This is a genomic window from Enterococcus sp. DIV0210g (assembly GCF_050559705.1).
In the GTDB taxonomy this organism is placed as follows: domain Bacteria; phylum Bacillota; class Bacilli; order Lactobacillales; family Enterococcaceae; genus Enterococcus_B; species Enterococcus_B faecalis_A.
In genome coordinates this window covers 718,998-731,704 of record NZ_CP187903.1, presented here as the reverse complement: position 1 = coordinate 731,704, position 12,707 = coordinate 718,998, and the positions used below count along the sequence as shown (strand labels likewise).

Sequence of the window (12,707 nt, the reverse complement as noted above, 5' to 3'; positions counted from 1 at the left end):
CTAAACAATTTAAACTTAACATTCTGCTGGTTTTGAATCAAAAGATACCTCTTCGATCAAGCAAAATTTAAATATCACACTATTTTTTGCAGATTAATGTTCTTCTTTTTCAGCACTATTCAATCGTTCTTCTTGGGCAAATCCTTTGACGATATAACTTTCTCTTTCTTCATCGAATTCTTGACTCAAAAGAAGTGTTTTTCTTTTGAGTTCGCTTAACTTCTGGCCATCGCTGCTGGGAACTTCTAAAGTATAAGGTGTCATGATTTCCATCAGCTGATATTTTACCGCCTGCAGCAAATCTTTTTTCCCTGTCTTGCTTTTAGCAGAAATCAGTACATTTGGAAATAAAGTCGGCGTAAAGGAAGCTGGATCGATCAAATCTGCTTTATTATAAACAGATAATACTGGAATATTTTCCATCGATAATTCTGCCATCAGGTCCAATACAGTTTTTTCCTGCTGGATGCGGTCAGGTGAACTGGCATCGATCACATGCAAAAGCAGATCCATATTTTGGCTTTCTTCCAGCGTGGAATGAAAAGCATTCACTAATTGCGTCGGCAAATCCTGGATAAATCCTACTGTGTCGGTGATCGTCATCTCAAAACCTTCATCTAAACGCCATTTTTTCGTCAATGGATCTAAGGTAGCAAAAAGCTGGTTTTCTGAATACGTATCAGCCTGTGTCAAAAGATTCAAGATCGTTGATTTCCCTGCATTGGTATAACCAATCAATCCGACTTGAAAGACCGCACTTGATTTTCTTTTTTGGCGGCTTCGTTCGCGATGTGCTTCAATCGTCTTCAATTCTTTTTTTACTGCAAGGATTTTGTTGCGGATGTGCCGGCGGTCTGTTTCAAGCTTTGTTTCCCCTGGCCCTCTTGTACCGATCCCTCCGCCAAGACGAGACAACGATTTTCCTTGTCCAGCTAAACGCGGCAGCAAATAGTTTAATTGGGCTAATTCTACTTGCAGTTTTCCTTCCTTCGAACGAGCACGCATAGCAAAAATATCCAGGATCAGCTGCACTCTATCAATGACAGGCAGACCGATTGCTTCACCAATCAGCTGACTTTGACGCGGACTTAATTCATGGTTGAAGATCACGATATCCGCTTCATTTGCTTCTGCCTGCTGCGCTAATTCGGCTAATTTCCCTTTACCAACAAGTGTCTGACGATCGACTTGCGGACGTTTTTGTGTCAATGTATAGACGACTTCACCTGAGGCAGTCTGCGTCAAATTTTTCAATTCTTCCATTGATTCTTCAAAATTCGCATAATTATTTTCGGTTTCTACGCCGACAAGGACCGCTTTTTCTTTTTTCTCCATTATTTTTCTGCCTCCATCCATTGTTGGACTAATTCTTCGATCTGCTTTTGTTCTTCTGGATGCTGGATCAAATCGAACCATTGGACAGACATCCGATTTCGAAACCAAGTCAGCTGCCTTTTTGCGTAGCGGCGAGAATTTTGTTTGATAGTCTCAACCACTTCAGGTAAAGTTTCTCTTCCTTCAAAATAAGGAAAGAATTCTTTATATCCGATTCCTTGTGCACCTTGGGCTTCTTTTAACGAGTAAACAAATTCAGCTTCTGCTTCCAGCCCGTTATCCAGCATCATGTCCACACGCTGATTGATTCTTTGATACAGCAGCTCCCTCTCTGTATCCAGCCCAATCATCAAATAGTCATAAAGCTTAGCTGGCTGTTCTTTTGGCGCAGTGATGCTTTCGCCCGTGCGTTCAAAGACTTCCAATGCACGAATGACTTTCCGCTGGTTGTTCCAGTGGATTTTTTCAGCTGCGGCAGGATCTGTTTGGTTTAATTTTTCCCACAGCGCTTCTTTTCCGTATTGCGTGGCAAACTGCTCATATTTTTCTCGGATCATCGCTGATTCTTCTTCATTTTCTTCGCCGCCTAAACGAAAATCATAAAGTAAGGATTGGATATATAATCCGGTTCCTCCAGCGACGATTGGCAAATGCCCTCGTGCGGTTATCTCTTCGATCAGCTGGCGCCCCATGTTTTGAAAATCAGCCGCAGAATACATGCCATCTGGTTCAACGATATCAATCAGATGATGAGTGATTCCCTGCATTTCTTCCTTGGTAACTTTCGCTGTACCGATGTCTAATTTTTTATAGACTTGCAGAGAATCCCCGCTGATAACTTCGCCATTGAATTTTTTCGCAAGCTCAATACTTAATGCAGTTTTCCCGACAGCAGTCGGTCCTGCGATCACTAATACTTTTTTCATCATTTACCTACTTTTTATAGATTGCCGAATACGTAATGCTTTTTCGGGGTAATCTGTGATAACTCCATTGATAGCCCAGCCTAAGACTTCTTTGAGAAGCGCCTCATCATCCACTGTCCATACGCGAAGGGCTTTAGAAAAATCTTTTGCTGCATCTGGATTATCTAAGACCCATTGATAGTGCGGATGTAATCCTTCAATATAAGAAAGTTCTTGAGCAATTGCTGGTTTTTTCTTTGAGTCGCGCATCAAAAGATCAAGCTGGATACCTGGTTCAAGTTCAGCCATTTTCTCTAAAGATGCTTGGTTAAAACTGCAATAACTGTGCTGAAAAGGCCAATCTCTGCTGGCAGCTAATTCTGCTACTTTTTCTTCGATTTGCGGATACTGGAATTTATCGGTTTTCAATTCGATCATAACCATACCGCGGTAATTTTTCTGAAGGAACAAATCAAATGTTTCTTTCAGTGTCGGTACTCTTGCCGAAGAGTTTTTGTCAAACCAGCTGCCAGCATTCAGCTGCTTGATTTCCGCTAATGTTTTTTCGCGGATCAATCCTTTGCCGTTAGTCGTTCGGTCAACTTCTTCATCATGCATGACGATCAATTCCTGATCCTTGCTTAAATGGACGTCCAGTTCCACTGCATCCGCTCCAACTCTTACGGCTTCCGCAAAAGCGGGCAATGTATTTTCCGGGTGCGTCCCGCTGCTTCCTCGGTGTGCGTAGATTTGTATCATTTTCCCCACTCCAGTCTTGTTTATTGTACCACAGCATAAGCTGAAAAAACATTTGCAAGAACGCTGGCTTTTCTCGTTTCAGCTTGCTTTTCCACCTAAAAAAATCCAGCGGTCTTAAACTTTCCTAATAGTGAAAACTCCGCAAAACCATCGTGATGTTTTGCGGAGTTTTCTGTATACGTACATTTAATACCAGACACTATCTTTAGTAAAAAAACCGACTGGCTGTTTCGTGATTTTTTTCAATTGTGCTTTTTTCTCATTTGTCATTTCCGTCAGATTATCCGTAAAGTTCTCCAAGATCACTCGACCACCTTTATAAGCATAGCCGCCGATTTTCATCGTTTCATCTGGTGACAGGATCACTTTTCGATGAGCGATTGCCTTGAATAATTCATCTAAGATATGGTTTGGCAAATAAAAATTGTTTTGTGTGGCGAATGATTGCAGATACGCAAAATCATCGATTGTGATGTAACAATCATCAAACGCATCAAAACTCACGTACTCTTCCATCAATGTTGTACGTTTTTGCAAGATCTGATTGATTTTTTTGTTCAATTGATTCAATGTTTCGATTTCTTTGACTTTTAGTTCTAGTTCGCGCCGCCGTTGTTCTTTTTTTTCAAAATAACGCATTTGGATCATAAAGCCGATATATACGAGCAATGCTCCGACCAAAACTCCAGTAAGTCCTATGATGCCGACCATCAATATTGGTTCCTCCTCTATACTTTCTTCTCATTTATCATAACATAAACTCTAAATTCACGACCATTTTGCGAGAGTTTTTTATTTGACCTTTTCTGACCAAAAATGTATACTTCTTTTTAGGTATTGAACTGACTTTATGTTAAACTATTTCTGAAAGATATTTAAGGAGGAAATTTACTATGAACTTAATTCCTACAGTTATTGAACAATCATCTCGCGGCGAAAGAGCCTATGATATTTACTCACGCTTATTGAAAGACCGCATCATCATGTTAAGCGGTCAAGTAACAGATGATTTAGCAAATTCTATCATTGCACAGTTGTTATTTTTAGACGCACAGGATTCTGAAAAAGATATTTATCTTTACATCAATTCACCTGGCGGATCTGTAACAGCTGGTATGGCGATTTACGATACAATGAACTTCGTCAAAGCGGATGTACAAACAATCGTTATGGGTATGGCTGCATCAATGGGAAGCTTCTTATTGACTGCAGGTGCAAAAGGCAAACGTTTTGCTTTGCCAAATGCTGAAATCATGATCCATCAACCTCTTGGCGGTGCACAAGGTCAAGCAACTGAAATCGAAATCGCTGCACGCCACATCTTGCAAACACGCGACCGTTTGAATAAAATCTTAGCGGAACGTACAGGCCAACCGCTTGAAGTCATCGAAAAAGACACAGACCGTGACAACTTCATGACTGCTGAACAAGCAAAAGCGTATGGTTTGATCGATGAAGTAATGGAAAACAGTTCTTCATTGAACTAAAAACTGCATCCTCTGCTATAAAACAACAGAGCCGACGATCTTTCTTGATCGTCGGCTCTGTTTTAGTTTTCATTTGGATAAGGTTGAAATTCACCGGCTAGATATTTTTCGCCCAATTCAACATAATGGGTTGCATTTTGCCGATTTTTTTCGATTTCTTCTTCAGTCAAGGGACGGATGACTTTGGCTGGACGACCAAAAGCTAAGACGTTTGGCGGAATCACTTTTCCTTCCGTCACGAGCGATCCTGCACCAATCAAACTGTTTTCACCAATCACTGCATGGTTCAAAATCGTAGAACTCATGCCGATCAATGCGCCATTTTCGATCTTGCAACCATGGATCATACATTGATGGCCGACTGTTACGTTTTCGCCAATCGTTACAGGTGCATCATGGTCAACATGGATCACTGTTCCATCTTGGATATTCGTTCTGCTTCCGATCGAGACCCAGTTGCTGTCACCTCTTACTACTGCTTGGAACCAAATCGTTACATCTTTTGCTAAAGTCACATCTCCAACGACTGTGGCATTTGGTGCAATAAAGAGTTTGTCCATTTTTTCCCCTCCAAAAAACAGCTTATTCTGCTGCTTCTGCAAATTGGCTGTTATACAATTTTTCATAAAAACCGCCTTTTGCCAGCAAACTTTCATGTGTTCCTTTTTCAATGATTTGTCCTTGGTCCATCACCAAGATCAAATCAGCATCGCGAATCGTTGACAATCGATGCGCGATCACAAAACTTGTTCTGCCTTTCATGACACGATCCATAGCTTTTTGGATCAATGCTTCTAAACGAGTATCGACAGAACTCGTTGCTTCATCTAAAATCAGGATTTTCGGATCAGAGATGATTGCACGGGCAATCGTCAACAGCTGTTTTTGACCTAAGGAAACATTGTCGCCTTCAGAATTGATCATCATCTCATAGCCATTTGGCATCGTTCGGATAAAGTGATCGACATTTGCTGTTTTTGCAGCATCCACGATTTCGTAATCTGTCGCATCCAATTTACCAAAGCGGATATTTTCAGCAATCGTTCCTTCGTAAAGCCAAGCGTCTTGCAAGACCATCCCAAATAATGAACGAACATCGCTTCGATTCATCATTTTTGTGTCTACGCCGTCGATTTTTATCGCTCCGCTGGTCACATCGTAAAAACGCATCAGCAAGTTGATCAGAGTCGTTTTCCCTGCCCCAGTTGGTCCAACGATCGCTACAGTTTGACCTGCTTTGACTTTAAAATTCAAGTCTTGGATCAATGGTTTCTTTGGATCATACGCAAAATCGACATTTTCAAACGTGACATTTCCTAAGAAGGTTTCTGGCAAAGGAACATCGACTAAGTTTTCTTTTTCTTCCGGCTCGTCTAAAATCTCAAATACACGTTTTGTCGCTGCGGAAGCACTTTGCAAAACAGAAGACAATTGGGTGATATTTCCCATTGGCTGACTAACTTGCCAAATATATTGGATAAATGCTTGCAATTGCCCGACAACGATCGCACCAGAAATCACGTAGAGACTTCCCATGACAGCCATTCCGATATACGTGGCATAAGCAGTCAACTGGACTAACGGCATCATCAAGCCGGAGATGAATGCTGCACGAAAACCATAATGTTTCAATGTGTGATTGACTTTTTTGAAACCATCCAATGTTTCTTTTTCACGACCATAGACTTTCAAAACGCTGAATCCGGTCATATTTTCTTGAACATAGCCATTCAGTTCTCCCAAAGAATTTTGCATGCCTTGGAAATATTTTTGAGAAAGATTGACGATTGTTTTGGAAATCAAGATCGACGCAGGAATCATGATCAAAGAAATCAGTGCCATCATCGGCTGGATATAAAACATCATAGCCACAGCCATCGTAATCCCTAAAATCGCATTGACGATGCCGATAAACGCTTGCTGCAGCGCACCGCTGACAGCATCAACGTCATTGGTTACCCGTGAAAGGATATTTCCTTGCTGGTTTTTATCAAAATACGAAACAGGCAAGCGATTGATTTTTTCTTCGATATCTCTTCGCAGGTCTTTCATCGCATTTTGCACCACATTGGTCATCAATACACCCGCCAGCAGCTGCGAAACACAATAGCCTGCACCAACTGCTGCAATCCAAATCAAACATTTGATAACATAAGAAAAGTTGATTGCTTCGCCATTTGCGATATTTTTTGAGATTTCCGTCGTCGGTAAACCTGTGACATACGGCCAAGCAGCATTGAACATTACTGTCAGAACAGTGAATAACAGGACTAAGAAAAAGGTAAGCTTATAAGGATTCAAATAATGTGCTAATCTTGCGAAAGAAGAGAATCTTTTTTTCATGCTAATTCCTCCTTCGATAATTGAGAAGCGGCAATATCATAATAAATTGGACAATTTGCTAACAATTCTTTGTGCGTCCCCATGCCGATAACTTCTCCTTCATTTAGAACAACGATTTTATCTGCATGCATGATTGTTCCTACACGTTGAGCAACGATCAAGACAGTAGATTCTGTCGTTTCTTTTTTCAGACGTGCACGTAATTTGGCATCTGTCTGATAATCAAGTGCAGAGAAGCTGTCATCAAAAATGTAGATTTCTGGTTGGCGGATGATTGCACGGGCAATCGCCAAGCGTTGTTTTTGTCCGCCAGAGAAGTTCGATCCGCCTTCTGAAAGCGGCTCGTTGAATCCTTCTGGTTTACGGGAAATGAATTCTGCTGCTTGCGCGATTTCAACCGCACGCTCTAATTCTTCCTGCGTCGCATCTTCTTTACCATAACGCAAGTTTTCAGCGATTGTCCCTGTGAAAAGTAACGCTTTCTGCGGAATAAACCCGATTTTATTTCTCAAACTGCTTAGTTTATAATCTCGTACATCGACACCATCAATCAAAATCTCTCCGTCGCTTACATCATAAAAACGCGGAATCAATTGGATCAGTGTAGACTTCCCGCTACCAGTACTACCGATGAAAGCCACTGTTTCTCCTGGAGAAGCGGTAAAACTGACATTGCGGATCACTGGTTCTTGGGCATGTCCAGGATAAGCAAATGTCACATTTTTGAATTCGATATACCCTTTTGTTGCAGTTTTTGTCACGCCATTCTCGTCTTCTTTGATGGCAGGTTGTGCATCCAATGCTTCTTGGATACGTCCTGCTGATACTGCTGCACGAGGATACATCATAAACACACTCGCAAATAACATGAATGAGAATAATGCATGGAAAATATATTCAATAAAAGCAATCAAGTTTCCGACTTGTAATGTTCCGTGGTCGATTTGGACGGTTCCGCTCCAAATGATCAAGACCATCACGATATTGAATAAGAAATAAAACCCAGGTTGCGCGATAGCCATCAAACGGAATAAGCTTTTAGAGCTTTCCGCATAGTTTTCATTGACTTTTTTAAATCGTGATTCTTCAAATTTTTCATTGACGAATGCGCGGATGACACGCAATCCAGACAAATTTTCGCGTAAAATACTATTGATCTTATCTAAATTTTTCTGCTGTTTCGTTGATAAAGGTTCGGATATTTTTGCAATTGCTACTACTGATAACAGTAAAACCGGCAATGCACCTAATACGTACAAACTAAGAAACGGGCTTGTCCGCATAACCATATATAAACTAACGATAAACATCATTGGCGCCATAAAACCGATCCGTAAGATGTTTTGTAAAAACAGCATGATCTGATAGGCATCATTAGTCGTCCGTGTAATCAAGGAAGAAACACCCAGCGTTTCATATTCTTGATGTGAATAACTTTGGACTTTTTCAAAAAGATCATCCCGGATATCTGCGACAATATTTGTCGTGATCCGTGAACCAAAATAACCCAAAAGAATATTCATAATGATCCCGACCACCGTAATCACAATCATCAAGATCCCCTGCTGTCTGATATAATCGGTATCATTGTGTCGAATACCATAGTCGATCATTCGCGCCAAAATCGTCGGCAGCCCGATCTCGATCAAAATAAACCCGAATACACAAATAAAATCGAAAAACAGTAATGTTTTGTATTTCATCGTGTAATGCCACATTAATTTCATTTTTTCATCTCCTTTTTTCCCTAAAATTACCCATTACTAAAAATCATAGCACAACCAATTTGGGATTAGAATAGCTATTGACAAAAAGTTCTATTTCCTTTTTATTTAAGAAATTTCATGCCTCCTTTACTTGATTTCTATACTTATGAGCCATTCTGTGCTAGAATAAAAAATAATTGTTGTATATCTTTATACACACAACGGACGGTTGAAAAAAACACCAGACGGATAAGCAAACGAGGCTTATCTCTTTGATGCGAATCCTTGATTCTTATCAAAGCATACCGATTATCAGGTGGCATGCCCCCTCGTTTTGTGATGTCTAAATGATCAACTAGTTAATTTCCTGCATATTAAGCAGATAAAGGAGAAATCAGCATGATTTATAAAGTTTATTACCAAGATACAAAAGTACGCAACCCAAAACGTGAAGAAACACATTCTCTTTACATCGAAGCTAATTCAGATGTAGACGCACGTCAACGTGTTGAAGAAAATACCCCATACAATATCGAATTCGTTCAACTTCTAGAAGGAAGCCATCTAGAATACGAAAAAGAAAATGCCGAATTCAAATTAGCGGAGTTTTAAGATGAAACTTTCCATCAAAAATAATGAGACAGGCGTCTTCGCAATTGGTGGATTAGGTGAAATCGGGAAAAATACGTATGGGGTACAATTCCAAGATGAGATCATCCTGATCGATGCCGGAATCAAATTTCCGGAAGACGAACTTCTTGGGATTGACTATGTAATTCCTGACTACAGCTATATCATTCAAAACTTGCATAAAGTAAAAGCTCTAGTCATCACCCATGGTCACGAAGACCATATCGGCGGGATCCCATTCTTGCTGAAACAAGCAAATATCCCTATTTATGCTGGGCCGCTTGCTTTAGCACTGATCACAAATAAATTAGATGAGCATGGTTTGCTCCGTGATGCAGAACTTCACGAAATCTACGAAGATACGATCATTCGTTTCCGAAAAACTTCTGTCAGCTTTTTCAGAACGACTCACAGTATCCCAGATGCTTTAGGTGTCGTTGTCAAAACACCTTCTGGAAATATCGTAGCTACAGGAGATTTCAAATTTGATTTCACACCTGTGGGCGAACCAGCAAATCTTCATAAAATGGCGAGAATCGGTGAAGAAGGCGTGTTATGTCTATTATCAGACAGTACGAATGCCGAGATTCCTACATTTACAAAATCAGAAAAAACAATCGGTACTTCTATCCTAAAAATCTTTGAAAAAATAGAAGGCCGTGTCATCTTTGCCAGCTTTGCCTCAAACATCTTCCGTTTGCAGCAAGCAGCAGATGCCGCAGTAGCAACTGGACGAAAAATCGCCGTCTTTGGCCGAAGCATGGAAAATGCGATCGTCAATGGTCAACGCCTCGGCTATATCAAAGTTCCAGATGGCACATTTGTTGACGCTCATGAAATCAATCGTTTGCCTGCAAATGAAACGATGATTTTATGTACAGGATCACAAGGAGAACCGATGGCAGCATTGAGTCGGATCGCAAACGGCAACCACCGTCAAATCCAGATCCAGCCTGATGATACAGTGATCTTTTCAAGTTCGCCTATTCCTGGGAATACAACAAGCGTGAACCACTTGATCAATCTTTTATCAGAAGCCGGTGCAGATGTCATCCACGGAAAAATCAACAATATCCATACTTCTGGTCATGGCGGCCAAGAAGAACAAAAATTGATGCTCCGTTTGATGAAGCCAAAATATTTCATGCCAGTCCATGGAGAATTCAGAATGTTGAAAATCCATGCTTCTCTGGCACAAGATACAGGCGTACCAGCTGAAAACTGCTTTATTTTAGAAAACGGCGATATGCTTGCCTTAACTGCTGATTCTGCTAGAAATGCCGGACATTTTACTGCTGGCGACGTTTACGTAGACGGCAGCGGTGTTGGTGATATCGGCAATGTAGTCTTACGTGACCGCCACGTTCTTTCAGAAGAAGGTTTGGTCTTAGCAGTTGCAACTGTCGACATCAAAAAGAAAGAAGTTCTTGCTGGACCAGATATCTTGTCTCGCGGCTTCGTTTATATGCGTGAATCCGGCGAAATGATCAATGAAGCACAACGCATTCTTTTCCATGCATTGCGTGAAGTTTTGAATGCGCCAGATTGTTCTGAACATAAAATGAAGGAAGCAATGTCTAGCGCTCTTCAACCATTCTTGTTCGAACGTACGGAAAGACATCCAATGATCTTATCGATGATCATGACACCAGATGAAGCATAACTCAAATAGAACGACTGTTTTAAAAAAACAGTTGTTCTATTTTTTATTTTATAAAAATTTCGCAGTAAAAATAAAATTTGCGCACAAAAAATGATTTTTTTTACGTAAATTGACTATTTTACCGCTTTGTTTTGTGTTATTTTAAATATGATACAACTAAAGGGGGAGATTTTTATCGTTCGCACACAAAAATTTCATCGAGAAGACTTGTTGAAAGGTGCATATGAAGTCGTAGTCACTGAAGGGTTCAGTCAATTCAAAGCACGGAAAATCGCCGCGAAGATCAACTGTTCGACGCAGCCTATTTATCGCGAGTTTGAAACAATCGATGATTTCAAAGAAGCTGTTTGCCAATATGTCGTCCAAACCATGAACCGCTTTTTGTTCAAGCAGAGCATCTCGAATCTATCGGATCTTCAAAAACGGATCTTTTTATTTGCCCAAAAAAATCCAAAAGCATTTCAGCACTTCTTTTTGACTGAATCATTATGCTACCAAATGCTGAAAAAACAATTTTCATCGTATTTCGAAGAACTTTCTGCAGCCGAGAATCCCGACACAAGTCTTGCAAGCGATTTCGATACTTTTTGGTTCACGACCTTAGGAAAAGCAACATTGATTAGCAATAATTGTTTATTTGATGAAAGTGCCTAATCAATTGCGTCTTCGCAAAAACAAAAAAAGCTTGGGACAGACAAAATCAAATCTGCACATGGCTGGAAGAACTTCTTCTGCCTGCTGCACACCGATTTTGTCTATTATCCAAGCTTTCTTTCATACATATAAAAACAAGAGATTGGGTAACAGATGCTACCCAATCTCTTATTGTTTGATTACGCTTTTTGAACGTTTGTAGCTTGTGGTCCGCGGTCTGATTCTTCCACGTCAAAAGTCACTGCTTGACCTTCTTCTAAAGTTTTGAATCCGTCGCCTTGGATAGCTGAGAAATGTACGAATACATCTGTTCCATCTTCGCGAGAGATAAATCCAAATCCTTTTTCTGCGTTAAACCATTTTACTGTACCTTGTTCCATGTGTAAAAAACCTCCTCGTGCGTAAGCACTTATTTGATTGTAACATTGCTCGTGTACGATAGAGGTGCAACAAATGTTTCAACTTCTATTCCCAAACAAAATTACACTATAATTGTACACTTGCTCCCATTTTTTTGCAAGAAAGCTAATCAACCTTCTTCCAATACTCCTTCTTCTCTCATGCTGAAATACTCTTCTCGTCCGATAACCAAATGATCCAAGATCTCGATCCCCATCAATTCGCCGCATCGCAGCACCCGTTTGGTAAACAGCAGATCTTGCTGTGATGGGATCACGTTTCCGCTGGGATGATTATGCGCCAAAATGATCCTCGCTGCTGAATAGCGGACAGCAAAATGAAAAATCTCTCGCGGGTGTGCGATCGACTGATTCAGCGACCCAACAAATAACGTTTTTTTGATCAGCACTTTATTCTTCGTATCCAGATAAATGCAGACGAGATGTTCCTGTTTATGATCTTTCATTTCCGCAATCAGCTGCTGTGCTAATTCAAAACTTGCTCGAATCGTCGGACATTCTTCTGGCTGAGCGTCTTGGATTCTTTGGCCTAATTCAATCAGTGCTTTGATTTCAATTGCTTTGACCTTCCCTATCCCTCTGACCTTCTCTAACTCATTCAACGTTGCCTGACGGAGCATCACCAAGTCGCCAAATGCTTTCAGAAGATTCGCTGCCACCTCCATCACATGATAAGGATGTTGTCCTGTTCGTATCAAGATCGCTAACAATTCTTGGTCAGACAATGCCTTTACACCATGGATCAGCATACGCTCGCGAGGAAGTGAACTTGCGGGAAGTTCCTCCATCAATTTATTTCCCATAAA

The 12,707-nt window shown here is 40.6% G+C and carries 13 protein-coding genes; 4 read left to right on the top strand and 9 right to left on the bottom strand.

Annotated features, from left to right (window positions below; all coding sequences use genetic code 11):
* Positions 1-93: 93 nt before the first annotated feature.
* From hflX to IGI64_RS03585, 4 genes are all read right to left on the bottom strand, one after another.
* Positions 94-1,335 (bottom strand): GTPase HflX, encoded by a 1,242-nt coding sequence (gene hflX / locus IGI64_RS03600; protein WP_429940749.1) that lies wholly within the window; start codon positions 1,333-1,335, stop codon positions 94-96.
* A complete protein-coding gene (gene miaA / locus IGI64_RS03595; RefSeq protein ID WP_429939507.1) occupies positions 1,335-2,261 on the bottom strand; it encodes a tRNA (adenosine(37)-N6)-dimethylallyltransferase MiaA in 927 nt (308 codons plus the stop codon). Before miaA ends, hflX begins: the two co-directional genes overlap by 1 nt.
* Positions 2,262-2,264: 3 nt before the next feature.
* On the bottom strand, positions 2,265-2,999 hold the full coding sequence (locus IGI64_RS03590; RefSeq protein WP_016624228.1) for a glycerophosphodiester phosphodiesterase family protein: 735 nt from the start codon (positions 2,997-2,999) through the stop codon (positions 2,265-2,267).
* A gap of 186 nt (positions 3,000-3,185) precedes the next feature.
* Positions 3,186-3,713, bottom strand: coding sequence for a hypothetical protein (locus IGI64_RS03585; RefSeq protein WP_034862094.1), 528 nt, complete (start codon positions 3,711-3,713; stop codon positions 3,186-3,188).
* 179 nt (positions 3,714-3,892) lie between these two features.
* Here IGI64_RS03585 and clpP point away from each other — a divergent pair, with 179 nt between their 5' ends.
* On the top strand, positions 3,893-4,486 hold the full coding sequence (gene clpP / locus IGI64_RS03580; protein WP_016624231.1) for an ATP-dependent Clp endopeptidase proteolytic subunit ClpP: 594 nt from the start codon (positions 3,893-3,895) through the stop codon (positions 4,484-4,486).
* A 62-nt stretch (positions 4,487-4,548) separates the two neighbouring features.
* On the opposite strand, the gene IGI64_RS03575 is transcribed toward clpP, so the two are convergent.
* Genes IGI64_RS03575 through IGI64_RS03565 form a run of 3 tightly spaced genes read right to left on the bottom strand, consistent with a single transcriptional unit; the run spans position 4,549 to position 8,556 of the window.
* Positions 4,549-5,046 carry a gamma carbonic anhydrase family protein gene (locus IGI64_RS03575; RefSeq protein ID WP_429939506.1) on the bottom strand — a complete coding sequence of 166 codons (498 nt, stop codon included), beginning with the start codon at positions 5,044-5,046 and terminating at the stop codon, positions 4,549-4,551.
* A 22-nt stretch (positions 5,047-5,068) separates the two neighbouring features.
* Complete coding sequence (gene efrB / locus IGI64_RS03570) at positions 5,069-6,829, bottom strand: multidrug efflux ABC transporter subunit EfrB (protein WP_016624233.1); 1,761 nt, start codon at positions 6,827-6,829, stop codon at positions 5,069-5,071.
* Positions 6,826-8,556: an ABC transporter ATP-binding protein gene (locus IGI64_RS03565; RefSeq protein ID WP_429939505.1), complete on the bottom strand. Its 1,731-nt coding sequence runs from the start codon at positions 8,554-8,556 to the stop codon at positions 6,826-6,828. The genes efrB and IGI64_RS03565 overlap by 4 nt, the downstream gene beginning before the upstream one ends.
* Before the next feature lie 378 nt (positions 8,557-8,934).
* On the opposite strand from IGI64_RS03565, the gene IGI64_RS03560 reads away from it, so the two are divergent.
* The 3 genes from IGI64_RS03560 to IGI64_RS03550 all read left to right on the top strand — a co-directional run bounded on the left by IGI64_RS03560 (position 8,935) and on the right by IGI64_RS03550 (position 11,482).
* Entirely contained in the window at positions 8,935-9,147 is a 213-nt protein-coding gene (locus IGI64_RS03560; RefSeq protein WP_016624235.1) for a DNA-directed RNA polymerase subunit epsilon, read from the top strand.
* A 1-nt stretch (position 9,148) separates the two neighbouring features.
* Positions 9,149-10,828 (top strand): ribonuclease J1, encoded by a 1,680-nt coding sequence (rnjA, locus tag IGI64_RS03555; protein ID WP_016624236.1) that lies wholly within the window; start codon positions 9,149-9,151, stop codon positions 10,826-10,828.
* 147 nt (positions 10,829-10,975) lie between these two features.
* Positions 10,976-11,482: a TetR/AcrR family transcriptional regulator gene (locus IGI64_RS03550; RefSeq protein WP_016624237.1), complete on the top strand. Its 507-nt coding sequence runs from the start codon at positions 10,976-10,978 to the stop codon at positions 11,480-11,482.
* A 179-nt stretch (positions 11,483-11,661) separates the two neighbouring features.
* On the opposite strand, the gene IGI64_RS03545 is transcribed toward IGI64_RS03550, so the two are convergent.
* Both IGI64_RS03545 and radC read right to left on the bottom strand, forming a co-directional pair.
* Positions 11,662-11,862, bottom strand: coding sequence for a cold-shock protein (locus IGI64_RS03545; protein WP_016624239.1), 201 nt, complete (start codon positions 11,860-11,862; stop codon positions 11,662-11,664).
* A gap of 149 nt (positions 11,863-12,011) precedes the next feature.
* Entirely contained in the window at positions 12,012-12,704 is a 693-nt protein-coding gene (gene radC / locus IGI64_RS03540; RefSeq protein ID WP_429939504.1) for a RadC family protein, read from the bottom strand.
* Positions 12,705-12,707: the final 3 nt, after the last annotated feature.

Bases quoted from the DNA above. Each gene is read 5' to 3' on its own strand.
- hflX (WP_429940749.1), bottom strand. From the start codon at position 1,335: ATGGAGAAAAAAGAAAAAGCGGTCCTTGTCGGCGTAGAAACCGAAAAT.
- miaA (WP_429939507.1), bottom strand. From the start codon at position 2,261: ATGAAAAAAGTATTAGTGATCGCAGGACCGACTGCTGTCGGGAAAACT.
- IGI64_RS03590 (WP_016624228.1), bottom strand. From the start codon at position 2,999: ATGATACAAATCTACGCACACCGAGGAAGCAGCGGGACGCACCCGGAA.
- clpP (WP_016624231.1), top strand. From the start codon at position 3,893: ATGAACTTAATTCCTACAGTTATTGAACAATCATCTCGCGGCGAAAGA.
- IGI64_RS03575 (WP_429939506.1), bottom strand. From the start codon at position 5,046: ATGGACAAACTCTTTATTGCACCAAATGCCACAGTCGTTGGAGATGTG.
- efrB (WP_016624233.1), bottom strand. From the start codon at position 6,829: ATGAAAAAAAGATTCTCTTCTTTCGCAAGATTAGCACATTATTTGAAT.
- IGI64_RS03565 (WP_429939505.1), bottom strand. From the start codon at position 8,556: ATGAAATTAATGTGGCATTACACGATGAAATACAAAACATTACTGTTT.
- IGI64_RS03560 (WP_016624235.1), top strand. From the start codon at position 8,935: ATGATTTATAAAGTTTATTACCAAGATACAAAAGTACGCAACCCAAAA.
- rnjA (WP_016624236.1), top strand. From the start codon at position 9,149: ATGAAACTTTCCATCAAAAATAATGAGACAGGCGTCTTCGCAATTGGT.
- IGI64_RS03550 (WP_016624237.1), top strand. From the start codon at position 10,976: ATGATACAACTAAAGGGGGAGATTTTTATCGTTCGCACACAAAAATTT.
- IGI64_RS03545 (WP_016624239.1), bottom strand. From the start codon at position 11,862: ATGGAACAAGGTACAGTAAAATGGTTTAACGCAGAAAAAGGATTTGGA.
- radC (WP_429939504.1), bottom strand. From the start codon at position 12,704: ATGGGAAATAAATTGATGGAGGAACTTCCCGCAAGTTCACTTCCTCGC.